Here is a 23665-nt window from a genome sequence, read left to right as displayed (position 1 = left end):
TGCCCGTTCGGGACAAGCGCCTCCCCCTGACTCGTGCGGCCGGCTCAGCCGGGGACGATGTTCTGCGCCTGCGGCCCTTCTGGCCCTGCCCGATGTCGAACGCGACGTGCTCGCGGTGAGCTCGCGGTACCCGCTGCCTGTGATTTCGGCGTAGTGCGCGAACACGTCCGGTCCGCCGGCCCGGACCGTCACCCCGGCATCCTCGTCGGGGACTGTCGGTGCAAAGGCCGATGCCGCTCACGTCGTCACGGGCGGAGTGGGACCGTGCCAGTCCAGGCACAGGACGGTGGCGTCGTCCCGAGGCGGCTGTCCGTGGTAGGCGTCGCTGACCGCGCTGACCAGCGTGCGTACCACTTCGCGGGGGTGGTCGTCGGCGGTCTTGCGCAGGAGGCCCGGCAGGTCGACGGTTTCGGCGTCGCGTTCCTGCATGCCGTCCGTGTGGAGCAGGAGTCGGTCACCAGGTCGGAGGTCGAGGTGCTGGACCCGGTAGGCGCCTTGGGTGACGACGCCGAAGGGCAGGTTCACGGCCAGGCTCAGTTCGCTGACGGCGCCGTCGCGCAGGCGCAGCGGCCAGGGGTGGCCGGCGTTGACGAGCTGGGCGCCGGTGCCGTCGAGGGCGATGCGCAGGAGCTGACCGGTGGCGATGCTGTGGTGACCGTGGTCCAGGAGCGCCTGGTGGACTTGGCGGGCCTGTTCGGCGAGGCCTTCGCCGGCGCGGCGGGCGCCGCGGGAGGCGTTGACCAGGAGGGTGGCCATCAGGGACGCGCTGACGTCGTGGCCCATCGCGTCGGTGATCGACAGGTGCAGGGTGCCGGCGTCGAGGCTGTAGTCGTAGGTGTCACCGGCGATGTCGGAAGCCGGCACCAGGGCACCGGCGAGGGTGAACTGGGGAGCTTCGCAGGCGGAGGCGGTGGGAAGGAGCTGGCGCTGGATCTCCGCGGACAGGCTCACGTTCGTGGTGCGGTTGCCCCAGTGGTAGAGGTCGGTGAAGCGCCGGTCGGTGACGATGACGTACGCCAGCGCGTGCGCGGCCTCCTGGATCTGTTCCAGCACCTCAGGGGTGGCGTCGGCGAGGAAGAGTTCCAGGACGCCGATGGAGTCGCCGCGGTTGGTGACCGGCGCGAGCACCCGCTGACCGCCTGCTGCGCCGTCCGGTGCCCGGAGCAGGCGCTGGCTGCGCAGGACCTCGTCGTAGACGCTGCTGCCGGCCAGGGGGACCTGCTCAGCACGGTCCTCCTGCCGCTGGGTGGCGGTGTCGTGGACCCTCAGCAGGCGTCGGCCGACGACGTCGACGAACAGGAACGACACGTACCGGGCGCCGAACCGCTCCCGCAGGTTGCGTGCCACCACATCCAGCGAGTCCACCGGAGCAGCGGCCTCGGCGGCCGCCAGCACCTGCTCCAGCCCCATCCGGTCACCAGCCACATCAGCCTCCAACGCGTTGCAAGCTCTTCTTCCCCCTCGGCCGAAACAATCACGGGCGGTGCACCGCAGAAGTCCGGTCGAGGCGGCCGTCACGGCGGCGTCGGACGGGATCGTGTGGGGGCCGGATGGTCTGGCGGCCCCCGACCGCCCGCTCGACGGCGATGAGCGGGCGCACGCCCTGCGTCGGTGGCGACATCCGGATACGGGGTCTCGCGGTGCCGACACGACTGCGGAAACCGCATGGCCGACTCTGCGCGATCAGCGGCTTCCCCGGACGCCCTTCGCCAGCAGCCAGGCGATGCCCAGACAGCCTCCCGCCAGCACGAGGATCCGGCCCCGCGGCACTCGGCTGCCGGCCTGGAGGAGATCCCGCGCCCGGTCGAGGGCGCTCAGTGGTACGCCGAGGACGGCGTTGGTCGGCGGCCTCCGGGGCACCACCGGGTGGGGACGCGTGGGGGCGGTGCGGCGCACGGCTTCCCACGCCGAGCCGAGCCGACGCAGGTGGGTCCTGTCGAGGGACTCCTGCAACCGGGGCAGCAGCAGATCCTCCTCGTCGCGAATGTCCTGCCGGATCAACGCGAACGCCTCGGTGGCGAGCACATCGTGGCGGGGGTCGTCCGGCCCGATCCGCTCCATCGTCGTGACGAGGTCGTTGATCTGCTGATGCTCGCTCTCGACTGTCGCGGTCAGCTCCTCCCCATCGGGTGCGAGCCGACGCAGCACGGGCCACAGAACGGTCTCTTCGGCGAAGGCGTGACTGAAGGTGAGCTGCACGAGCGCCTTGAGCGTCCGCCGCCGCTCCTCCCGTGATCCCCGGCCGGACTCGTATGCCCGCATCAAGCGGTCCAGCTGAGCGTGATCCCGGCGCTGTCTCGCCAGGATGCTGGCGTTGCCGCCCAGCTGCTCGACGCTCTGGGCCGCGATCGGGAGGGTCATGATCAGTCTCCTTGCCCTCGACTGGTGCGTCGCCGTCCTGAGGACCGTCGCGGCACCGTGCCACGCCCGCCCGCGGATCACTCCGCCGATTACCCACTCGGAGCAGCTCTAGACGCGGATCGTGGCGGAGCCCGCAGACCGGATACAGGGAACGGGACGGGGTACCCGCTCCGTGTCACCGGCATGTCCGGTCGGTGGAATGGCTGCTTCGGAAAGGGCTGATCAGAGCATGAGTGACCCGATGAACTCCGAGCCGACGCCTTCCCAGGCGGAAGGGGAACCGGAGCCGCAGGAGGAGCAGGAGACGGAAGAGCCGACAGACGCCGACCGCCCCGACGTGCCACGCACGACCCCGTCTCAGGCGGAGGGAGAGCGCGGCACCGGCCCGGGCTGAGGGCGAGCGGCCACTGGCCCCGTCCGCCCGAGTGCGCGGAGGCCACGGCCGAAAGGTCGGCGCCCTGGAGACCCGTCCACCTGGCCCGTCGGGCCCGGCTGGAACAGCGGGGCTGGCCGCGGCAGCCGGCGAGCTCGTGGTCAGCGCCGGCGTCTCCGAAGGGCCGGTTTCGCACGACGAACGCACGTCCCCGCCTGGCGTCGATGAAAGCCGAGGCGCGCAGGTTCGCACCCAGCGCAGCGAGGAGTCTCCATGAAGGCCCTGACCTGGCACGGAAAGCGCGACGTTCGCGTGGACAGCGTGCCCGACCCCGTGATCAAGGCACCGACCGACGTGATCGTGCAGATCACGACAACCGGCTTGTGCGGTTCCGATCTGCACCTGTACGAGCTGTTCGGCCCGTTCCTCGACGTCGGCGACATCCTCGGCCACGAGCCGATGGGCGTCGTGGCCGAGGTCGGCCCCGAGGTGACCCGCGTGAAGCCGGGCGACCGGGTCGTCGTCCCGTTCAACGTCTCCTGCGGCACCTGCCACACGTGCGACCAGGGCCTCCAGTCCCAGTGCGAGACGACACAGGTTCGCGAGCACGGCTCCGGGGGCTCCCTCTTCGGGTACACGAAGCTCTACGGGCAGGTTCCGGGAGGGCAGGCGGAATACCTGCGAGTGCCCTTCGGGAACACCCTCCCCATCCCCGTACCGGGTGACGGCCCCGACGACCGCTTCGTCTACCTGTCCGACGTCCTTCCCACCGCCTGGCAGGCCGTCGAGTACGCCGCGATCCCTCCCGGCGGCACGGTGGCGGTCCTCGGTCTGGGTCCCATCGGGGACATGGCCGCCCGCATCGCCGCCCACCGCGGCGCCGGCCTCGTCATCGGCGTCGACCTCGTCCCCGAGCGCCTGCGGCGGGCCGCCGCCCGTGGTGTGCACACGCTCGATCTCTCCGCCCACGGCGAGGGCCTCGCCGACGAGGTACGAGAACTGACCGGCGGACGCGGACCCGACGCCGTCATCGACGCCGTCGGCATGGAAGCCCACGGTGCGCCGCTGGCGAAGGGGGCCCAGCACATGACCACCCTGATGCCCGACGCCCTGGCCTCCAGGATGATGCAACGGTTCGGCGTGGACCGTCTCTCCGCCCTCCACCTCGCCATCGAACTCGTTCGGCGTGGGGGCACCATCTCGTTGTCCGGCGTCTACGGCGGCATGGCCGATCCGATGCCGCTCCTGACCATGTTCGACAAGCAGATCCAACTGCGCATGGGGCAGGCCAACGTCTGGCGCTGGGTCGACGACCTCATGCCCCTCCTCACCGGCGCCGACCCGCTGGGTGTGGACGACTTCGCCACCCACCGGGTCCCGCTCGCCGATGCGCCCCAGGCGTACGAGATGTTCCAGAAGAAGCAGGACGGCGCCGTCAAGGTCCTCTTCACGCCCTGAGGCTCCGCGCCTCAGGGGTCCGGATTCCGCGCCGGTTCCCCGAAGTCGACGGCGTCCACGGGACAGACGGTCGCCCCCATGTTGCGCTCCATCATGCGCAGTGCCGCATCGGAGAGCTCGGGGTCGATGTGGGCGACCGCCTGCGGGCAGACGGTGACGTCAAGGTGCCGGATGTGCGCGTCCAGCGCCGAGTAGAGCACGCACTGCTCGGTCACCTGCCCGCACAGGACGAGGCGCTGTGCCTGCAGCTGGGAGAGCAGATACGCGAGGGGTGTCTCGAAGAAGGCGGAGTGGCGCGCCTTGAAGACGAAGAGGGAGTCGTCGTCCGGAACGATCGGCCGCACGAGTTCAGGGTGCCGACCGGACAGCGCTTCATCGAGGATCTCGCCGTGATGGGAGCGCCACTGCCCGAAGTTGTCGTTCACGTAGATCACCGGCGCGCCGTCGGCCCGCGCACGCCGCAGCAGTTCCTCCATGACCGGCAGGGCCTCGCGCACCGAGGGGACGAGCCGGTCGGCGTCCGGGTGGTCGTACGTGTTCAGCATGTCGATCACGACGAGCGCTGTACGCTCCATGGCCGGCCACCTCTCGCCCCGCAGACAGCTCTCCGGGTCGGCGTCCTGCCGCCCCGCGCAGGGCCTCTACCCGCGGCCGAGGCGTTGAGTCGCCTCGGCCGCGTACTCGACGCGCATCACGCCCACTCGGCAAAGCCTCAGGTCAGCGGCCCTTGTCAGCAGGGCGGCCCTTGTCAGCAGGCTCCAGGATCGCCACGCACTCCACGTGGTGCGTCATCGGGAAGAGGTCGAGCGCCCGCAGCGTCCGCACCCGGTAGCCGCGGTCCGCGAAGTAGGCGAGGTCGCGGGCCAGGGCCGCCGGGTCGCAGGCGACGTAGGCGATGCGGCGGGCGCCCAGGGCGGCGAGGTGGTGGACCGTCTGCTTGCCCGCGCCGGCGCGCGGGGGGTCAAGGACGATGAGGTCGACGTCAGTGATGCCCGTGCGCGGGAGGACCGACTCGACCTTGCCCTGTTCGACGCGGACGCGCGGGAACTCGGCCAGGTTGTGGCGCGCGTCCTCCACCGCGCGCTTGCTCGACTCGATGCCGAGGACCGCGCCCGTGTCGCCCACGCGGTCGGCGAGGGCGCCCGCGAAGAGGCCGACGCCGCAGTAGAGGTCGAGCGCGGTCTCGCCCTTGCGCGGGGTGAGGCCCTGCATCACCGCGAGCATCAGGGTCTGCGCGGCCTTCGGGTGGACCTGCCAGAAGCCGCCGTTGCCGACGCGGTACGTGCGGTTGTCGGCGCGCTCGCGGACGAAGGGGCGGCCGTGGACGCGGTGGACGCCGCCGTCCTTCTCCTCGACCCGCAGGACGGAGACCGGCTTGTCCAGCTCGACGAGCGGCAGCCGGGCGCCGGGGCGCGGGGTGAGGACGACCTGGCGGTCGCCGGAGCCGGAGGCGGCGATGGCCTCGACGGAGGCCATGCCCTCCCAGGTGCGCTTCTCGATGCCGAGTTCGCTGACGCCCTCGGCGGCGATCATGCAGTGGTCGATGACCTCGACCTCGTGCGAGCGGTGCTTGCGCAGGCCGGCCCGCCCGGAGGCGTCGACGGCGTACTGGACGCGGGTGCGCCACTGCGGGACCTCGCCCGCGGGCAGCTTGTCGCCCTCGGCCGGCATGACGGTGCCGTCCCAGCCGGCCTCCTCGGGGGTGAGCCCGGCCAGGCGCAGCAGCTGCTCGGCGATGACCTCGCCCTTGAGCCGCCGCTGGGCACCGGGCTTGGCGTGCTGCCAGTCGCAGCCGCCGCACTTGCCGGGCCCGGCGAAGGGGCACGGGGCCTCGACGCGGTCCTTGGAGGCGTCCAGGATCTCGACGGCGTCGGCGCGCAGGAAGCGGGAGGTCTCCTCGCCCTCGGTGACCCGGACCCGGACGCGCTCGCCCGGCAGGGCGTGCCGGACGAAGAGGACGCGCCCGGCGTCCGTGCGCGCGATGCAGTGGCCGCCGTGGGCCACCGGGCCGACCTCGACCTCGTACTCCTCCCCGACCAATGACGAAACAGGGGTGTTCTGCATGATCGGGGGCTCCTGGGAGAGAAAGAGAAGTGGGCTGCTGTTCGCACAGCAGCCCACCAGTCTAGTTGCTCTTTCCGGCCGGATCCTTCTGCCGCTTCTCGACCGGGCCCCGGCGGACGGCGCCCGGCGCGTTCCACTCCTGGCGCTTGCGCGCCCGGTTCTTCGCGGCCTCGGAGGACCGGAGCTGGTACGGCACGGAGGTCACCATGACGCCCGGGGTGAAGAGGAGCCGCCCCTTGAGGCGCAGGGCGCTCTGGTTGTGCAGCAGGTGTTCGTACCAGTGGCCGACGACGTACTCCGGGATGTAGACCGACACGGCGTCGCGCGGGCTCTCCTGCCGGAGGTTCTTGACGTACTCGATCACGGGCCGGGTGATCTCGCGGTAGGGCGAGTCGAGGATCTTCAGCGGTACGTTGATGCCGCGCCGCTCCCACTCCTCCTTGAGGGCCTTGGTCTCCGCCGGGTCGACGTTGACGGTGAGCGCCTCCAGCTCGCCCGCGTGCATGAGCTTGGCGTAGGCGAGGGCGCGCAGCGTCGGCTTGTGCAGCTTGGAGACGAGGACGAGGGAGCGGACCCGGGAGGGCCGCACGTACTCGTCGGGGCGTTCCTCGGCGGCGGCGATCTCGGCGGACACGGAGTCGTAGTGGCGGCGGATCGCGGTCATCGTCACGTAGAAGATCACCATGCCGAGCAGGGCGACCCAGGCGCCGTGGGTGAACTTGGTGGCGAGGACGACGACGAGGACGAGACCGGTGAAGAAGGCGCCGAAGGCGTTGATCGCGCGGGAGCGGATCATGTGGCGGCGCTTGGCCGGGTCCCGCTCCGTCTTCAGGTGCCGGTTCCAGTGCCGGACCATGCCGATCTGGCTGAGGGTGAAGGAGACGAAGACGCCGACGATGTACAGCTGGATGAGGCGGGTGGAGTCGGCGCCGTAGATCCAGACGAGGAGGGCGGCGGCGCCGGCGAGGAGCACGATGCCGTTGGAGAAGGCGAGCCGGTCGCCGCGGGTGTGCAGCTGGCGCGGCAGGTAGCGGTCCTGGGCGAGGATCGAGCCGAGGAGCGGGAAGCCGTTGTACGCGGTGTTGGCGGCCAGGAAGAGGACGAGCGCGGTGGCGGCGGCGAGGACGACGAAGAGGAACGTCCCGTCGCCGAAGACGGCGGCGGCGACCTGTGAGATGACCGGGTCCTGGACGTAGTCCTCGCCGACCGGGACGCCGTTGTGCAGCAGGTCCTGGGCGGGCTTCTCGGCCATCCGGACGTCGGTGGCCATGGCGAGGAAGATGATGCCGCAGAACATGGTGACGGCGAGGCCGCCCATGAGCGCGAGCGTGGTGGCGGCGTTCTTCGACTTCGGCTTGCGGAAGGCGGGGACGCCGTTGGAGATCGCCTCGACGCCGGTGAGGGCGGCACAGCCGGAGGAGAAGGCGCGCAGCAGCAGGAAGACCAGGGCGAAGCCGGCGAGCCCCTGGTGCTCGGGTTTGATCTCGAAGTCGGCCGTGGGGGCCTTCATCGTGTCGTCGAGGACGATCCCCCGGTAGGCGCCCCACGCGATCATGAGGAAGACGCCGGCGACGAAGACGTACGTCGGGATGGCGAAGAGGGTGCCGGACTCCTTCACGCCGCGGAGGTTCATCACCGTCAGGAGCACGATCACGGCGACGGCCGACGCGACCTTGTGCTCGACGATGAAGGGGACGGCGGAGCCGAGGTTCTCGATGCCCGAGGAGATCGACACGGCCACGGTGAGCACGTAGTCGACGAGGAGGGCGCTCGCCACGGTGAGCCCGGCCTTGGGCCCCAGGTTGGTGTTGGCGACCTCGTAGTCGCCGCCGCCGCTCGGGTACGCGTGCACGTTCTGCCGGTACGAGGCGACCACCGTGAACATCAGGACGACGACCGCGAGCGCGATCCACGGGCTGAAGTGGTACGCCGAGAGCCCCGCGATGGAGAGGACCAGCAGCACCTCGCCCGGTGCGTACGCCACCGAGGACAGCGGGTCGGAGGCGAATACGGGGAGGGCGACCCGCTTCGGGAGGAGGGTCTCCCCGAGCTTGTCGCTGCGCAGGGCCCGCCCGATCAGGATCCGTTTGGGCACGTCGGTCAGTTTGGACACGGAGAGGATCGTAAGCGTTCGAAAAGAGCCATGCTCACCGCGACCCCGGATCCATACGGAATCTTTCCGTCTACCACCTCGGATGCGGTCCCGGCCAGGGTTGCCGCTTAAGCTCGGACCGGGCAACCCGGCAGGGCGTTGCCCGCCGCGACCCGGGCCGAACGGGCGAGGAAAGTTGTGAGCAGGGTGTTTTCGCAGGTCAGCAAGGCGATCAGGAGTGCGGGGTAAGGGGACGTGCACATCGTCATCATGGGCTGCGGGCGAGTGGGAGCCGCTCTCGCGCAGACCCTCGAACAGCAGGGGCACACCGTCGCGGTCATCGACCAGGACCCGACGGCTTTCCGCCGTCTGGGCTCGGGGTTCGGCGGTCGGCGCGTCACCGGTGTGGGCTTCGACCAGGACACCCTCCGCGAGGCCGGGATCGAGGAAGCCGGTGCGTTCGCCGCGGTGAGCAGCGGTGACAACTCCAACATCATCGCCGCCCGGGTGGCGCGCGAGATGTTCGGCATCGAGAACGTCGCGGCGCGCATCTACGACCCGCGCCGCGCCGAGGTCTACCAGCGCCTCGGCATTCCGACCGTGGCCACGGTCCGCTGGACCGCCGACCAGATGCTGCGGCGCCTGCTGCCGTCCGGGGCGGAGCCTCTGTGGCGCGACCCGAGCGGCGCCGTGCAGCTCGCCGAGGTGCACACCTCCCCGGCGTGGATCGGCCACCGGATCAGCCGCCTCCAGGAGGAGACCGGCGTTCGCGTCGCGTTCCTCACCCGGCTGGGCGAGGCGATTCTGCCGACCTCCCAGACAGTGCTCCAGGAGGGCGATCTGGTGCACGTGATGATGCGTACGGAGGAGATCGCGAAGGTCGAGGCGGTCTTCGCCGAGGGTCCCGAGGAGGGCGGTCACTGATGCGTGTCGCTATTGCGGGCGCGGGCGCGGTGGGCCGTTCCATCGCCGGCGAGCTGCTGGAGAACGGGCACGAGGTCCTCCTCGTCGACAAGGCGCCGACGGCCATCTCGGTGGAGCGGGTGCCGCAGGCGGAGTGGCTGCTGGCCGACGCCTGCGAGATCACCTCGCTCGACGAGGCCGCGCTGCAGCGCTGCAACGTCGTCATCGCGGCGACCGGCGACGACAAGGTGAACCTGGTCGTCTCGCTGCTCGCCAAGACCGAGTACGGCGTGCCGCGGGTCGTCGCCCGGGTGAACAACCCGAAGAACGAGTGGCTGTTCAACGAGGCCTGGGGCGTGGACGTCGCCGTCTCCACGCCGCGCCTGATGTCGGCCCTGGTCGAGGAGGCGGTGAGCGTCGGCGACCTGGTCCGGCTGCTCCGCTTCAGCCACGGCGACGCGAACCTGGTGGAGCTGACGCTGCCGCCGGAGTCCGCCATCGCCGGTACGGCGGTGGGCGACGTGGCCTGGCCGCAGGACACCTCGCTGGTGACGATCATCCGCGGTTCGCGGGTCCTCACGCCGACCGCGGAGGAGACGCTGGAGGCGGGCGACGAGCTGCTGTTCGTGGCCGCGCAGGCGCGCGAGGAGCAGCTGGAGGACCTGCTGTCGGTGCGCCGGGAGCCGTCGGACGACTGACGCACGGGGGCGGGTGCCTCCCGGCGGGTACGACGCACGGGGAGGCGGGAGCCTTCCGGTGGGTACGGGGAAGGGCCCGGGACCGTGATGGTCCCGGGCCCTTCCCCGTACCGTTTCCGGCCGGCCCTACGGCGGGCGGGCGACGGGCGGGCGGCGGCGCGTCAGGCGTCCGGCCGGCCCTGTGCGGCGGCGTCGCGCTCCTCCGCCTCGCGCTCGGCCTTCCGCCGCTCCTCGCGCTCCTTCTCGGCGCGCTCCTCCGCCTCCATCTCGGCGAAGACGTCGATCGGCGGCGGCGCCTTGGAGAGGAAGACCCACGTCAGGTAGACGGCGAGCAGGAAGGGCGGGATCTTCAGGGCGACGGAGACCCAGCCGAACTTGGTCGGGTCGGCCCACCAGTACAGCGGGAAGAGGATCGCGCACTTTCCGAGCAGGATCAGTCCCCAGGCCCAGCTGGCCTTCGCGTACGCCTTCTTGCGTCCGGGGTTCCGGGTCCGCCAGGAGAGGTTCTCCTTGAAGACCGGACCGAGGATGAGGCCGATCAGTGGGACGCCGGCGAGGGTGGTGACGATGTACGCGAGGGCGAGGCCCAGCGTGTACAGCATGCCCGGCAGGTAGAAGTCCTTGGCGTTGCCGGTCATCATCGCGAAGACGACGCCGAAGCCGACACCGAAGACGCCGCTGAAGGCGTGCTTGACGGTGTCGCGGCGGGCCAGCCGGACGGCGACGAGGAGCAGCGAGACGGCGAGTGCGGCGATCGCCGAGAGCTGCAGGTCCTTCTTGACCGTGAAGATCGTCACGAAGAGGAGGCCGGGGACGACCGTCTCGATCATGCCCCGCACGCCGCCGAAGGCCTCGGCCATGGCGGCCTCGGTGACCTCCTTCGAGGCCCGGGCGTCGTCGCGCCCGCCCGCCGGGCCCGTCTCTTCGGACCGGTCCGGCTCGTCGGACCGGCCCGTCTGTTCCGTCGTCGGCTTGTCGAGGGACGTCACCGGCTACTCCTGTCCGAGCGGTCGGAGCTCGTATTTGGGGTTGAAGAGGACCCGCCGGCCGTGGCTCATGGAGATGCGGCCGGAGGCGATCAGCTTGCGGCCCGGTTCGATGCCCACGATGGAGCGCCGGCCCAGCCAGACGACGTCCAGCGGTGCCGTGCCGTCGAAGAGCTCGGCCTCCAGCGCGGGCACACCGGCCCGGGGGCGCAGCGTGACCGTGCGCAAGGTACCAGTCACCCTGACTATCTGGCGGTCGGAGCATTCGGCGATCCGCGTGCACCCCGAGGCCTGGGTGTCCTCCTGGAGCTCCTCCGACTCGAGGTCCTCCGGGCTGGAGGAGAGCCGGTCGAGCATCCGGCGGAACCGACCGGCCGGCTTCTCACTTCGTGGTGCAGCACTCATACAGAAAGCGTACCGGCCACCCCTGTCACCAGGACCGGCCCTCCGTGCGGCATGCGCTTCAGTGTTCGAAGCGGTACCCCATGCCCGGTTCGGTGACGAAGTGGCGCGGGTGCGAGGGGTCGGCCTCCAGCTTGCGGCGCAGCTGGGCCATGTACACGCGGAGGTAGTTGGTCTCCGTGCCGTACGAGGGGCCCCAGACCTCCTGGAGGAGCTGCTTCTGGCCGACGAGCCGCCCGCTGTTGCGGACCAGGACCTCCAGGAGGTGCCATTCGGTGGGCGTGAGCCGGACGTCCCGGCCGTCGCGGTGGACCTTCTTCGCGGCGAGGTCGACGGTGAAGCCCGCCGTCTCGACGACCACGGCGCCCTCCTCGGCGCCGCCGACCGGCTCGGCGCGGCGCACGGCGGCCCGCAGCCGGGCGAGCAGTTCGTCCATGCCGAAGGGCTTGGTGACGTAGTCGTCGGCGCCCGCGTCGAGCGCCTCGACCTTCTCGTCGGAGGTCTGCCGGGCGGAGAGGACCAGGATCGGGACCCGGCTCCAGCCGCGCAGGCCCTTGATGACGTCGACCCCGTCCATGTCGGGCAGGCCGAGGTCGAGGACGACGACGTCGGGGTGGCGCTCGGCGGCGAGCCGGAGGGCGGTGGCGCCGTCGGGGGCGGCGTCGACCTCGTACTTCCGCGCCTTGAGGTTGATCACCAGGGCGCGGACGATCTGCGGCTCGTCGTCGACCACGAGGACCCGGGTCATGGCGGGGGCCTTCCTTCTTCGGTGCCCCGGGGAGGGGCCTGGACGGGCGGTGCGGGCGGGGGCGGGGAGCTGCGGGCGGGTTCCGGGCCGTACGTCGCCGGGTCACGCGCACGGGCGGCGTACGAGCGGGGCGGCGTACGGGCGGGCGGTCCGGCGTCGGAGCACGGAGGGGTACGCGTCCGGGCGCGGCGGTCGGGTCAGGTCACGGCCTGCGCCGGGAGGTCGGGGGCGGGGGCCGGCGGCCCGCCGGGCGCGGCGCGCAGGGTGAGCACCATCGTGAGCCCGCCGCCCGGGGTGTCCTCCGCGCCGAGGGTGCCGCCCATGGCCTCGACGAAGCCGCGGGCGACGGCGAGGCCGAGGCCGACCCCGGCGCCGCGCGGGGCGTCCCCGAAGCGCTGGAAGGGCTCGAAGATGCCGTCCTTGCCGTTGTCGGGGACGCCGGGGCCGCGGTCGACGACCCGGAGTTCGACCCGCTCGCCGAGCGCGCTGGCCGCGACGGCCACGGGCACGCCGTCGGGGCTGTACTTCACGGCGTTCTCGACGATGTTGGCTACGGCCCGTTCCAGGAGGCCCGTGTCGACCTCGACCATGGGCAGCGTCTCCGGGATGTCCAGCTCGGCGCTGCCGTCGGGGACGCCGCCGAGGGCCATGGGGACGACCTCGTCGAGGTCGACGGCCCGGATCAGCGGCGTGACGGTGCCGGTCTGGAGGCGGGACATGTCGAGGAGGTTGCCCACGAGGTGGTCGAGGCGGTCGGCGCCCGCCTCGATGCCCTCCAGGAACACGGACCTGTCCTCCTCGGACCACTCGACGTCGTCGGAGCGGAGGGAGGAGACGGAAGCCTTGATGCCGGCGAGGGGGGTGCGCAGGTCGTGGCTGACGGCGGCCAGGAGCGAGGTGCGGATCTTGTTGCCCTCGGCGAGCTTCCTGGCCTCCTCGGCCTCCCCCACCAGCCGCTGGCGGTCGAGGACGACGGCGGCCTGGGCGGCGAAGGCGCCGAGCACCCGGCGGTCCTCGGCGGGGAGCACCCGGCCGGTGAGCGCCAGGGCGAGGTGGTCGCCGACGGGCATGTCGACGTCCGCGTCCTCGGGCCGGGCGGCCGGGTGGGGGCCGACACTGGCGGCGGAGGTCCAGGGCCCGCCGCCGTCGGCGCGTTCGAGGAGGGCGACGGACTCCATGGAGAAGGTCTCGCGGACCCGTTCCAGGAGGGCGTCGAGGCTGGTCTCCCCCCGCAGCACGCTGCCCGCGAGGTACGAGAGCACCTCGGCCTCGGCGCGGAGCCGGGCGGCCTGGTGGGTGCGCCGGGCGGCGAGGTCGACGACGGAGGCGACCGCCATGGCGACGCCGAAGAAGACGGCGATCGCGACGATGTTCTTGGGGTCGGCGACGGTCAGGCGGTGGACGGGCGGGGTGAAGAACCAGTTCAGGAGCAGCGAGCCCGCGGCCGCGGAGGCGAGCGCGGGCACGAAACCGCCGAGCAGGGCCGAGCCGACGGTCATGGCGAGGAACAGCAGCATGTCGTTGGCGAGGCCGAGGTCGGCGTCGACGTGGGTGAGCAGCAGGGCGAGGACGACGGGTCCGCCGACGCCGACGAGCCAGCCGCCGAGGATGCGGGAGCGGCCGAGGCGGGCGCCGCGGGAGACGGGCAGTCCGCGTCCCTTGGCGACCTCGCCGTGGGTGACGATGTGGACGTCGAGGTCCGGTCCGGAGTCACGGGCCACGGTCTGGCCGACGCCGGGGCCGAGGATGTACTGCCAGGTGCGGCGACGGCTGGAGCCGAGGACGATCTGGGTGGCGTTGACCCCGCGGGCGAACTCAAGGAGCGCGGACGGTATGTCGTCGCCGATCACGTGGTGGAACGTTCCGCCGAGGTCCTCGACGAGGGTCCGCTGGACGGCGAGCTCTTTGGGCGAGGCCGCGGTGAGGCCGTCGCTGCGGGCGATGTAGACGGCGAGGACCTCGCCGCCCGCGCCCTTCTCGGCCAGGCGGGTGGCGCGGCGTATCAGCGTCCGGCCCTCGGGGCCGCCGGTGAGGCCGACGACGATCCGCTCGCGGGCCTGCCAGGTGGAGCGGATGTTGTGCTCGCCGCGGTACCGGCGGAGGTACTCGTCGACCCGGTCGGCGGTCCACAGCAGCGCCAGCTCGCGCAGGGCGGTGAGGTTGCCGGGCCGGAAGTAGTTGGAGAGGGCCGCGTCGACCTTGTCCGGGGTGTAGATGTTGCCGTGCGCCATGCGGCGGCGCAGCGCCTCGGGCGACATGTCGACCAGCTCGATCTGGTCGGCCCTGCGCACCAGCTCGTCGGGGACGGTCTCCCGCTGCCGTACGCCGGTGATGGACTCGACGACGTCGCCGAGGGACTCCAGGTGCTGGATGTTGACGGTCGAGACGACGTCGATGCCGGCGGCGAGCAGCTCGGCCACGTCCTGCCAGCGCTTGGGGTTCCGCGAGCCGGGGACGTTGGTGTGGGCGAGTTCGTCGACGAGCGCGACGGCGGGGCTGCGGGCCAGGACGGCGTCGACGTCCATCTCGGAGGAGGTGGTGCCCCGGTGCTCGATCGCGCGGCGCGGCAGCTGTTCGAGGCCGTGCAGCATCGCCTCCGTACGGGGCCGTCCGTGGTGCTCCACGAAGGCCACGACGCAGTCCGTGCCGCGCTCCACCCGACGGTGGGCCTCGGCGAGCATCGCGTACGTCTTGCCGACGCCCGGTGCGGCGCCGAGGTAGATCCGAAGCTTGCCGCGTGCCATGCCCCGACCATACGTCCCGCCAATCGGACATTCCGCATGCGGGTGGAGGCCCCGGACCGTCTTGACGTGATCCTGATGCCGGGTCCGGGCCGGGAGCCGGGCGGGGCGGCCGCGCGTCGCGGGGGCCGGCCCCCCGGCCCGTGTCAGTGCTCGATGATCTCGCCGTCGCCGAGTTCGAGGACCCGGTCGGCGAGGCCGAGGAGCTGGGCGTCGTGGGTGGCGACGAGGGCGGTGCAGCCCTCGCTGCGGACCACCGCGCGCAGCAGCTCCATGACGGCGAGGCCGGTCTCGGCGTCGAGCTGCCCGGTGGGCTCGTCGGCGATGAGCAGCGCCGGCTTGTTGGCGAGCGCGCGGGCGATGGCGACCCGCTGCTGCTGGCCGCCGGAGAGCTCGCCGGGCCGCTGGTTCGCGTGGTCGGCGAGGCCCACGAGGCCGAGCATCAGGGCGACCCGCTCCTCGCGTTCCCTGGGGTCCGCCTTCCGCAGCCGCAGCGGTACGCCCACGTTCTCGGCGGCGGAGAGGATCGGCAGGAGGCCGAAGGACTGGAAGACGAAGCCGATCCGGTCCCGGCGGAGCTCCAGGAGCCCTTCCTCGCCGAGCGCGGAGAGGTCGGTCCCGTCGATGACGATCCGGCCGCCGTCGGCGCTGTCCAGGCCGCCCACGAGGTTGAGCAGCGTCGTCTTGCCGGAGCCGGAGCGGCCCTTGAGGGCCACCAGCTCGCCGCGCGGGATGTCGAAGGAGACCCCGCGCAGGGCGTGGACGGCGGCCTCGCCGGTGCCGTAGGAGCGGCGGAGGTTCTCGACGCGGACCATGGGCGTGCCCGCCGGGTCCGCCACGACGGCCGTGCCCGCTCGTGTGCTGCTCTCACTCACCCGCTGCTCCCCCTCCTCGAACACGTGCGCCCGCCAGTATGGTCCGCCGCCGTGCCGCGGGACCAGAGCCGGACCGGTGCGGTGGACCGGTGCGGACCGGTGCACCCTGCGGGTCGGCGGGGCGCGGAAAAGCCGGTGGGCCGCCCCCGTGTCGTACGGCGTGCGTACGGGGAGGGGGCGGCCCACCGGCAGGTGCGGGGCCTCGGGTCGGCGACCCGGGGGTCAGCGGACCTCGGAGATCTCCGGGCCGCGCTGGAGCTGGCCCATGCCGCCGGAGAAGCGGGAGTTCTCCTGCTCCTCCTGCTGCACGCCGTCCGGCACCATCTGCGCGTCGTTCGGCAGCTTGAGGACGATCGGGTCGCGCGGCGCCATGGGGCCCTCGCCGCGGACGACCACGGTGTCGCGGACGATCTGCTCCAGCAGGCCGGCCGCCTCGGGCTGGACCGCGCCCTGGCCGGAGATCACTCCGCGCAGGAACCAGCGGGGCCCGTCGACGCCCACGAAGCGGACGAGCTGGACGCCCCGGTTGCCGTCCGGCAGCTGCACGGGGACCTGGGCCCGCAGCTCCCAGCCCAGCGGGCCCTCGACCTCGTCGATGGCACCGCCCTGCTGGACGATGCCGGTGGCGATCTCCTCGCGGACCTCGCCCCAGATGCCCTCCTTCTTGGGGGCGGCGAAGGCCTGGAGCTGCACGGCGCTGTCGCGGAGCACGACGGTGGCCGCGACGATCGCGTCGCCCGCCACCTCGACCCGCAGCTCCATGCCCTCGACCCCGGGCACGAAGATGCCGCCGAGGTCCACGCGGCCCTCCTCGGGCCTGGAGACCTCGGAGACGTCCCAGGGGCCGTCGGGCCGGGGCGCCGGCGGAAGGTTCACCTTGCGCGGCTCGTCGGCCGAATCGGCCGTGCTGTCGGTGTCGACCGCGTCGACGACCTGCTCGGCCTCGCCCGCTGCGTCGGCAGCGGCACCGCTCTTCTTGCGACGTCCGAACACGTCACTGTCCTTCCCGGTCGGATACGACCGAAGCGTATCGATTCCCACCCGTGGTGCCGTCCACGGCGGCATGACCGCCGGTGGACCCGAAGCCCCCCTCGGCCCGCGCCGAGCCGGGAAGCTCCGCCACCTCGTGGAAGCGCACCTTCTCGACCTGCTGGACGACAAGTTGGGCAATCCGGTCGAACCGTTCGAACCGCACGCTCTCACGCGGGTCCAGATTGACCACGATCACCTTGATCTCTCCACGGTACCCGGCATCCACCGTCCCGGGGGCATTCACCAGGGCGACGCCGCAGCGGGCCGCCAGTCCCGAGCGCGGGTGCACGAAGGCGGCGTACCCGTCCGGCAGGGCGAGGGAAACCCCCGTGGGCAGGACGGCGCGCTCGCCGGGGGCGAGCACGGCGGCCTCGGTGGTGACGAGGTCCGCGCCGGCGTCGCCGGGGTGGCCGTAGGCCGGGATCGGCACCTCCGGGTCCAGGCGGCGGATCAGTACGTCGACAGGGTTGCGCATCAGGGGTTCACCTCGAAGGCGCGGGCGCGCCGGACCTGGTCGGGGTCGGACATGGCGGCCCGGATCTCCTCCGGGCGGCCGTTGTCGATGAAGTGGTCGACCTTGACCTCGACGAAGAGGGCGTCGGCGCGGACGGCGACGGGGCCCTCGGGCCCCCCGATCCGGCCGACGGCGGTCGAGTAGATCTTGCGGCCGTGCACGGCCGTGACCTCGGCGTCCAGGTGGAGCACGGTGCCGACCGGCACGGGCCGCACGAAGTCGGTCTCCAGGCGGCCGGTGACGGCGATGACGCGCAGCAGCCAGTTCAGGGAGCCGAGGGTCTCGTCCAGCGCGGTGGCGAGGAGGCCGCCGTGCGCGAGGCCGGGGGCGCCCTGGTGGTCGGGGGTCACGGTGAACTCGGCGGTGACGGTCACGCCCTCGCCCGCCCGGGCCTCCAGGTGGAGGCCGTGGGGCTGTCCGCCGCCGCACCCGAAGCAGTGCGCGTAGTGCGAACCGAGCAGCTCGCCGGGGGCGGGCGCGTCGGGGTGGCGCACCGGCGCTATGGCCTCCGGCGGCGGGGTGAGGGCGGCAGATGTTGCGGTCACAGGCGCAGACCTTACCCGCGCGGCCGGGCGCCGGTCTCGCCGTGGCAGGCTTGGACGCATGCAGCCTTCCGTACCGTCCCCCGCCCCCTCCCCCGAGACCCCGGCCTCACCGGCGGCGCCGCGCTTCGACGAACGGCTGACGGCGCCCCGCTCGTGGTGGGTGATCGTGGGCCTGCTGGGGATCTCCGGCGGCCTGGTGATGTTCCCGCTGGGTACGGTACCGACGCTCGGCGGAGTGATCGTCGCCGCGGTCCTGGCGGGCATGGCGGTCTCCTCGTACGGCTCCGCCCGCATCCGCGTCGTGGCGGGCTCGCTCGTCGCGGGCGACGCCAGGATCCCGGTCTCCGCGCTGGGGGCGGCCGAGGTGCTCGACGCGGAGGAGGCGCGCGCCTGGCGCACGTTCAAGGCCGATCCGCGCGCCTTCCTGCTGATGCGCAGCTACGTGCCGACGGCGGTACGGATCGAGGTGACGGACCCGGCGGATCCGACGCCCTACGTGTACCTGTCCACCCGGGAGCCGGAGGCGCTGGCCGCGGCCCTGGAGGCCGTCCGCGCGGACGGCTGAGGACGCGCCGGGGCCCGCGCGGGACCCTCGCGGGACCCTCGCCCGGGGCGGTCCGTGGCGACGCGTGCCGGGCGGCTCCCGGCGGTGGCCCGCCGCGGGCTCAGAAACCCAGCTCCGGCGGGTTCTCGGGCTGTTCGAGGGCGGGCAGCTCGGGCAGGGCGTCCCAGGGCACCTGGCGGGCGCGCAGGTCCTTGCGGATGTGCGCGGCGAGCTTCTTGGTGTCCCGGCGGTTCATGACGGCGCCGACGGCCGCGCCCACCATGAAGGGGGCGAGGTTCGGCAGGTTGCGCACCATGCGCTTCATGATCTGCTGGCGCAGCTCGCGCTTGAGCTGTCCGCCGAGGGCGGCGTTGACGGTGGTGGGCTTGGTGGGGTCGATGCCCCGCTCCTCCGCCCAGGAGGTCAGATAGGCGGCCGAGCGCTGGGTGAGGCGGCCGGGCGGCCGCAGGCCGTAGACCTCGTGCAGTTCGGCGATGAGTTTGAGTTCCACGGCGGCGACGCCGGTGATCTCCGCCGCCAGTTCGGCCGGCATGGCCGGCGGGACGGGCAGCATGGCGGCGGCGCCGATGCCCGCGCCGACGGTCGAGCTGGCGTTGGCGGCGCCGGCGACGAGTTTGTCGGCGATCTCCTCGGGGCCGAGCCCGGGGAAGTGTCTGCGCAGGGTCGCCAGGTCGCGGACGGGGATGCGGGGCGCGAGGTCGATGAGCCGGTCGGCCAGGTGGCCGATGCCGGCCTTCGCGCTGTCGCCGCCGCGTTTCACGCCCTGCCGGACGCCGTCGGTGACGCCGCGGCGTACGGCGTCGATCCGGGCGGACTCGATCGCGATCCGGTCGAGCCGGGCCCGCGCCGGGTTGGCCAGGCGTCGGACGGCGCCGAAGCGCCCGGGGTGCGCGCCGTCCCGCTCCGCGTCCGCATCCGCGTCCCGCTCGGCGGGGAGCGGTGCGGGGCCCCGCGTGTCCCCGGCGGCCGCTTCGAGCGAGGCCGTGGGGCCCCGCTCGTCGTCACGTGCGCCGAGGGAGGGCAGGGGGGCGGTGCGCTCGGCTTCAGGGGCCTCCTGGGCGCCCTCGGCCGGGCCCGAGCCGCCCTTGCGCGCCTTCGGCCACAGGGGCCGCGGGCGCCGCTTCCGGGACGGTGTGTCGCCTGCCACGGTCGAGCGGTCTCAGTCGCAGTCGCGGCAGATCGGCTGACCGTTCTTCTCCCGCGCCAGCTGGCTGCGGTGGTGCACGAGGAAGCAGCTCATGCAGGTGAACTCGTCGGCCTGCTTGGGCAGGACCCGGACGGCCAGCTCCTCGTTCGAGAGGTCGGCGCCCGGCAGCTCCAGGCCTTCGGCGGCCTCGAACTCGTCGACGTCGACGGTCGAGGTCGACTTGTCGTTCCGGCGGGCCTTCAGTTCCTCAAGGCTGTCCGAGTCGACGTCGTCGTCGGTCTTGCGTGGGGTGTCGTAATCCGTTGCCATGTCGCTCTCCCCCTCTGGGTGGTTGCGGTGTCTCCAGCGCACGTAACGCGTGAGAGGTCGGACTTGTGCCCGACCTGAGGCGGAGATTTTGCCTCACATCAAGGTCTGTTACTCAATCGACACCCGTCCCGCCCTCTCACGAGTGATCGGCATCGGGTGGCGAACCGGACCGTACACGGTCCCGAAGGCGCCCGGTGCGGGCGCCACCCCGAGTACTTCCCGTCATGCGGAGCCCCGGAAACCCGGACTTTTACTGGTTTTCCGAGGGAATTCACGATCACGGAGAGTGGGGGGCCGGACACCTGATCCTGTGATCGATCACACATGAGCGTCTCAGGATCGGGGACCCGGAATTCCGCGCAAAGCGAACGGAACCGGTCGGCACGTGCAGTGTGTCAGATCGGCAGAGTGACACGCATCACGAGCCCGCCGCCCTCGCGGGGCTCCGCGATGATACGGCCGCCGTGGGCCCGGGCGACGGACCGGGCGATCGACAGGCCGAGACCGACTCCCTTGTCGCTCCCGGTCCGCTCCTGACGCAGCCGCCGGAAGGGCTCGAAGAGGTTGTCGATCTCGTACGCAGGGACCACGGGGCCCGTGTTCGAGACCACCAGGACCGCCTGGCCGTCCCTGGCCTCCGTGGTGACCTCCACCCACCCGTCCTCCGGCACGTTGTAGCGCACGGCGTTCTGGAGCAGGTTCAGGGCGATCCGTTCGAGCAGGACGCCGTTGCCCTGGACGACCACGGGCGTGCGCTCGCCGCGGATCTCGACGCCCTTGGCCTGGGCCTCCGCGTGCGTCTGGTCGATCGCCCGGGAGGCGACCTCGGCGAGGTCGACGGCCTTGCGCTCGATGATCTGGTTGTCGCTCCGGGCCAGCAGCAGCAGGCCCTCGACCAGCTGCTCGCTGCGCTCGTTCGTGGCGAGGAGCGTCTTGCCGAGCTGCTGGAGCTCGACCGGCGCGCCCGGGTCCGAGAGGTGGACCTCCAGGAGGGTGCGGTTGATCGCGAGCGGGGTGCGCAGCTCGTGCGAGGCGTTCGCGACGAACCGCTGCTGGGCGGTGAAGGCCCGCTCCAGGCGGTCCAGCATCTCGTCGAAGGTGTCGGCGAGCTCCTTCAGCTCGTCGTCGGGGCCGTCCAGCTCGATCCGCCGCGAGAGGTCGGAGCCGGCCACCTGGCGGGCGGTCCGGGTGATCCGGCCGAGTGGGGAGAGCACCCGTCCCGCCATGGCGTAGCCGAAGGCGAAGGCGATGATGCTCAGGCCGAGGAGGGCGAAGAGCGAGCGGCGCAGCAGGTCGTCGAGGGCGAGGTCGCTCTGGTGCCGCAGGCAGACGGTGACGGCGTCGTTGAACTGGTCGCCGGTTCCCTGGACGGGCAGCTGGCACCAGGAGGTGGTGGGCTGGACCTTGCCCTCGGCGATCTTGAAGGGCAGCTGGGAGGCGCTGTCGCTCAGGGCCTGCGCGGTGAAGAGGTAGATGATCGACAGCAGGACGATGCCGGCGATCAGGAACATGCCGCCGTAGAGCAGGGTGAGCCGTATGCGGATCGTCGGGCGCAGCAGGGGCCGGACCGGGTCCCTGGGGTCCCAGGTCGGCTTGGGCGGCGCCTGGGGGTGGGGGTGCGGCGCTGGGGTGGTCGCCATGGGTCAGATCCGGTAGCCGGAGCCGGGGACCGTGACGATGACCGGCGGCTCGCCGAGCTTGCGCCGCAGGGTCATGACGGTGACCCGCACGACGTTGGTGAAGGGGTCGGTGTTCTCGTCCCAGGCCTTCTCCAGGAGCTGCTCGGCGGAGACCACGGCGCCCTCGCTGCGCATGAGGACCTCCAGGACGGCGAACTCCTTCGGCGCGAGCTGGACCTCCTTGCCCTCGCGGAAGACCTCGCGGCGGTTGGGGTCGAGCTTGATCCCGGCGCGCTCCAGGACGGGCGGGAGCGGGACGGTGGTGCGCCGGCCGAGGGCGCGCACGCGCGCGGTGAGCTCGGTGAAGGCGAAGGGCTTGGGGAGGTAGTCGTCGGCGCCCAGCTCCAGGCCCTCGACGCGGTCGCTGACGTCACCGGAGGCGGTGAGCATCAGGACGCGGGTGGGCATGCCGAGCTCGACGATCCGGCGGCAGACGTCGTCGCCGTGGACGAGGGGCAGGTCGCGGTCGAGGACGACGACGTCGTAGTCGTTGACCCCCACGCGCTCCAGGGCGGCGGCGCCGTCGTACACGACGTCGACGGCCATGGCCTCCCGGCGCAGTCCGGTGGCCACCGCATCGGCGAGCAGCTGCTCGTCCTCGACGACGAGTACGCGCACGTCGTTCTTCCTTCCTCGAACCGCGGTGCCGGGGGTGGGACCGCCTTGAGCCTGAGCACTGACTGTGCGTGTCCATCCTGCCCGGTACGCGCGTAAACCGGCTGTAAGACGGTGGTACGGGAGGCCGGGCTCGGGACGGGACGCGCGGCGGGCGCGCGACGGGGGCGTGCGGCGGGGTGGCGCGGGCGCCCGAAGAATTCACCTGATTCGCGGGCCAGTTGAGGTTTCTGTGAGGAAAGCGCTGGGGAGGACGTCTGCACACCCCGCGATCACGCCCTGTATGTGGCGCGCCACCGACCGCCTTCTGTCCCCCAGAGGCCGCAGTGTGTGATCGACCACCCTCGGCACACCCCCGTGCCACCGGACCCACGACGAGGGGGCGCACGATGGACGCTTTCACCGCAGGACTGCTGCACCGCATCAGGACCACGCAGTCGGACCTCACGCGCGCTCGTGAGACGGGCGACGACTTCCTCGCGGACGTCGAGCAGGCCGAGCTCGAGGACCTGCACCGCCTGGCCGCGGAGCACGGCGTGGAGGTCGCCGCACCCGGCGCCTGACGCCACGGACCACGCGCACGAGGAGCCCCGGCGCCGTCACCAGCGGCGCCGGGGCTCCCGTGTCTCCACCCCCGGGGGCGACGGGACGCGGGGCTCAGTCGCGCCAGGCCCCGAGGTCCTCCAGGAGCTCCTGGAGCGGGCCGAAGACGCCCTCGGGTGCGGCGACGGTCAGCTCGCCGGACTCGGGCTCTCCGGGGCGTCCGCCGGTCAGCGCGCCGGCCTCGCGGGCGATCAGGGCGCCCGCCGCGTGGTCCCAGGGGTTGAGGCCGCGCTCGTAGTAGCCGTCGAGGCGCCCGGCGGCGACGTCGCAGAGGTCGATGGCCGCGGAGCCGCCGCGCCGGATGTCCCGGACGCGCGGGACGATCTGGCGGGCGATCTCGGCCTGGTGGGCGCGGCGGGACCGGACGTAGCCGAAGCCGGTGGCGAGCAGGGCCTGGTCCAGCGGGGGTGCGGGGCGGACGGCGAGCCTCCGGTCGCCCGCGTACGCCCCGCCGCCGAGGACCGCGTGGTAGGTCTCGCCGCGCAGCGGCGCCTCCACCACGCCGACGACGGTCTCGCCGTCGCGCTCGGCGGCGATCGAGACGGCCCAGGACGGCAGCCCGTAGAGGTAGTTCACGGTGCCGTCCAGCGGGTCGACGACCCAGCGGATCCCGCTCGTACCGGTGCTGGAGGCGCCCTCCTCGCCGAGGACGCCGTCGTGGGGGCGGTGCTCGGCGAGGTAGCCGGTGATCAGCTTCTCGGCGGCGATGTCCATCTCGGTGACGACGTCGATGGAGCTGGTCTTGGTCTTCGCCACGGCGAGGTCGTCGGGGCGGCCGTCGCGCAGCAGTGCTCCGGCCCGGCGGGCCGCCTCCAGGGCGAGGTCGAGCAGTTCGGTGAGCAGGGGGTCGGTCACGGGGGCTCCTGGGTGCCGTTCAGGCGTAGGGGCTGTCGGCGCCGGCGGCGGCGGGGTGTGCGGTGCGGGCGGGGCAGCAGCCGACGGGGCAGAGGTCGTG

23 protein-coding genes and 1 pseudogene are annotated in these 23665 nt (G+C 72.4%); 5 read left to right on the top strand and 19 right to left on the bottom strand.

The annotated features are described in order from the left end of the window. Positions 1 to 44: 44 nt before the first annotated feature. The 3 genes and pseudogenes from ACWDVG_RS16885 to ACWDVG_RS16875 form a co-directional block, all read right to left on the bottom strand. A pseudogene (locus ACWDVG_RS16885) lies at positions 45 to 177 on the bottom strand (cold shock domain-containing protein); the annotation flags it as partial. A gap of 60 nt (positions 178 to 237) precedes the next feature. Continuing rightward, the gene (locus ACWDVG_RS16880) at positions 238 to 1425 is read right to left on the bottom strand and encodes a PP2C family protein-serine/threonine phosphatase (RefSeq protein WP_451699967.1); all 1188 of its coding nucleotides are present in this window, start codon (positions 1423 to 1425) and stop codon (positions 238 to 240) included. A 258-nt stretch (positions 1426 to 1683) separates the two neighbouring features. Continuing rightward, complete coding sequence (locus tag ACWDVG_RS16875; RefSeq protein WP_451699966.1) at positions 1684 to 2361, bottom strand: hemerythrin domain-containing protein; 678 nt, start codon at positions 2359 to 2361, stop codon at positions 1684 to 1686. Between the two features lie 646 nt (positions 2362 to 3007). Between ACWDVG_RS16875 and ACWDVG_RS16870 the strand changes: the two genes are divergently transcribed. Further along, positions 3008 to 4192 carry a zinc-dependent alcohol dehydrogenase gene (locus tag ACWDVG_RS16870; protein WP_451699964.1) on the top strand — a complete coding sequence of 395 codons (1185 nt, stop codon included), beginning with the start codon at positions 3008 to 3010 and terminating at the stop codon, positions 4190 to 4192. Between the two features lie 11 nt (positions 4193 to 4203). On the opposite strand, the gene ACWDVG_RS16865 is transcribed toward ACWDVG_RS16870, so the two are convergent. The 3 genes from ACWDVG_RS16865 to ACWDVG_RS16855 form a co-directional block, all read right to left on the bottom strand. Next, positions 4204 to 4767 (bottom strand): isochorismatase family cysteine hydrolase, encoded by a 564-nt coding sequence (locus ACWDVG_RS16865; protein ID WP_451699963.1) that lies wholly within the window; start codon positions 4765 to 4767, stop codon positions 4204 to 4206. 142 nt (positions 4768 to 4909) lie between these two features. Then, a complete protein-coding gene (locus tag ACWDVG_RS16860) occupies positions 4910 to 6256 on the bottom strand; it encodes a class I SAM-dependent RNA methyltransferase (RefSeq protein WP_451699962.1) in 1347 nt (448 codons plus the stop codon). A 61-nt stretch (positions 6257 to 6317) separates the two neighbouring features. After that, the gene (locus tag ACWDVG_RS16855) at positions 6318 to 8369 is read right to left on the bottom strand and encodes an APC family permease (RefSeq protein WP_451699961.1); all 2052 of its coding nucleotides are present in this window, start codon (positions 8367 to 8369) and stop codon (positions 6318 to 6320) included. Between the two features lie 234 nt (positions 8370 to 8603). Between ACWDVG_RS16855 and ACWDVG_RS16850 the strand changes: the two genes are divergently transcribed. Both ACWDVG_RS16850 and ACWDVG_RS16845 read left to right on the top strand, forming a co-directional pair. Further along, positions 8604 to 9272, top strand: a complete 669-nt coding sequence (locus ACWDVG_RS16850) for a potassium channel family protein (RefSeq protein ID WP_451699960.1) — start codon at positions 8604 to 8606, stop codon at positions 9270 to 9272. Continuing rightward, positions 9272 to 9949 (top strand): potassium channel family protein, encoded by a 678-nt coding sequence (locus tag ACWDVG_RS16845; protein ID WP_451699959.1) that lies wholly within the window; start codon positions 9272 to 9274, stop codon positions 9947 to 9949. Before ACWDVG_RS16850 ends, ACWDVG_RS16845 begins: the two co-directional genes overlap by 1 nt. A 161-nt stretch (positions 9950 to 10110) precedes the next feature. On the opposite strand, the gene ACWDVG_RS16840 is transcribed toward ACWDVG_RS16845, so the two are convergent. From ACWDVG_RS16840 to ACWDVG_RS16805, 8 genes are all read right to left on the bottom strand, one after another. Further along, complete coding sequence (locus ACWDVG_RS16840; RefSeq protein ID WP_451699958.1) at positions 10111 to 10938, bottom strand: DUF3159 domain-containing protein; 828 nt, start codon at positions 10936 to 10938, stop codon at positions 10111 to 10113. A gap of 3 nt (positions 10939 to 10941) precedes the next feature. Then, positions 10942 to 11340, bottom strand: coding sequence for an OB-fold nucleic acid binding domain-containing protein (locus ACWDVG_RS16835; RefSeq protein ID WP_451699957.1), 399 nt, complete (start codon positions 11338 to 11340; stop codon positions 10942 to 10944). A 58-nt stretch (positions 11341 to 11398) separates the two neighbouring features. Beyond that, on the bottom strand, positions 11399 to 12085 hold the full coding sequence (locus ACWDVG_RS16830; RefSeq protein WP_451699956.1) for a response regulator: 687 nt from the start codon (positions 12083 to 12085) through the stop codon (positions 11399 to 11401). A gap of 197 nt (positions 12086 to 12282) precedes the next feature. Next, complete coding sequence (locus ACWDVG_RS16825; protein ID WP_451699955.1) at positions 12283 to 14829, bottom strand: DUF4118 domain-containing protein; 2547 nt, start codon at positions 14827 to 14829, stop codon at positions 12283 to 12285. A gap of 143 nt (positions 14830 to 14972) precedes the next feature. Further along, a complete protein-coding gene (locus ACWDVG_RS16820; protein ID WP_451700017.1) occupies positions 14973 to 15641 on the bottom strand; it encodes an ABC transporter ATP-binding protein in 669 nt (222 codons plus the stop codon). Between the two features lie 282 nt (positions 15642 to 15923). After that, positions 15924 to 16694 (bottom strand): DUF3710 domain-containing protein, encoded by a 771-nt coding sequence (locus ACWDVG_RS16815; RefSeq protein ID WP_451699954.1) that lies wholly within the window; start codon positions 16692 to 16694, stop codon positions 15924 to 15926. 1 nt (position 16695) lies between these two features. Beyond that, positions 16696 to 17208, bottom strand: a complete 513-nt coding sequence (dut, locus tag ACWDVG_RS16810) for a dUTP diphosphatase (protein ID WP_345485073.1) — start codon at positions 17206 to 17208, stop codon at positions 16696 to 16698. Beyond that, positions 17208 to 17792 (bottom strand): PaaI family thioesterase, encoded by a 585-nt coding sequence (locus ACWDVG_RS16805; RefSeq protein WP_451699953.1) that lies wholly within the window; start codon positions 17790 to 17792, stop codon positions 17208 to 17210. Before ACWDVG_RS16805 ends, dut begins: the two co-directional genes overlap by 1 nt. 58 nt (positions 17793 to 17850) lie before the next feature. On the opposite strand from ACWDVG_RS16805, the gene ACWDVG_RS16800 reads away from it, so the two are divergent. After that, positions 17851 to 18357 (top strand): DUF3093 domain-containing protein, encoded by a 507-nt coding sequence (locus tag ACWDVG_RS16800; protein ID WP_451699952.1) that lies wholly within the window; start codon positions 17851 to 17853, stop codon positions 18355 to 18357. A 100-nt stretch (positions 18358 to 18457) separates the two neighbouring features. Here ACWDVG_RS16800 and ACWDVG_RS16795 read toward each other — a convergent pair whose 3' ends face one another. The 4 genes from ACWDVG_RS16795 to ACWDVG_RS16780 all read right to left on the bottom strand — a co-directional run bounded on the left by ACWDVG_RS16795 (position 18458) and on the right by ACWDVG_RS16780 (position 22110). After that, the gene (locus ACWDVG_RS16795; protein WP_451699951.1) at positions 18458 to 19504 is read right to left on the bottom strand and encodes a hypothetical protein; all 1047 of its coding nucleotides are present in this window, start codon (positions 19502 to 19504) and stop codon (positions 18458 to 18460) included. Between the two features lie 12 nt (positions 19505 to 19516). Continuing rightward, the gene (locus ACWDVG_RS16790; protein ID WP_003955561.1) at positions 19517 to 19813 is read right to left on the bottom strand and encodes a DUF4193 domain-containing protein; all 297 of its coding nucleotides are present in this window, start codon (positions 19811 to 19813) and stop codon (positions 19517 to 19519) included. A 395-nt stretch (positions 19814 to 20208) separates the two neighbouring features. Further along, positions 20209 to 21453: a sensor histidine kinase gene (locus tag ACWDVG_RS16785; RefSeq protein ID WP_451699950.1), complete on the bottom strand. Its 1245-nt coding sequence runs from the start codon at positions 21451 to 21453 to the stop codon at positions 20209 to 20211. A gap of 3 nt (positions 21454 to 21456) precedes the next feature. Continuing rightward, positions 21457 to 22110, bottom strand: coding sequence for a response regulator transcription factor (locus ACWDVG_RS16780; protein ID WP_451699949.1), 654 nt, complete (start codon positions 22108 to 22110; stop codon positions 21457 to 21459). A gap of 386 nt (positions 22111 to 22496) precedes the next feature. On the opposite strand from ACWDVG_RS16780, the gene ACWDVG_RS16775 reads away from it, so the two are divergent. Then, a complete protein-coding gene (locus ACWDVG_RS16775; RefSeq protein ID WP_451699948.1) occupies positions 22497 to 22670 on the top strand; it encodes a hypothetical protein in 174 nt (57 codons plus the stop codon). Positions 22671 to 22764: 94 nt separating this feature from the next. Here the strand turns inward: ACWDVG_RS16775 and ACWDVG_RS16770 are convergent, their stop codons facing one another. After that, positions 22765 to 23565: an inositol monophosphatase family protein gene (locus ACWDVG_RS16770; protein ID WP_451699947.1), complete on the bottom strand. Its 801-nt coding sequence runs from the start codon at positions 23563 to 23565 to the stop codon at positions 22765 to 22767. Positions 23566 to 23665: the final 100 nt, after the last annotated feature.

The sequence above is a fragment of the Streptomyces sp. NPDC003327 genome (assembly GCF_053589515.1).
Note: the sequence above shows the minus strand (reverse complement) of the source record. Positions and strands in the feature narration are given on the sequence as shown.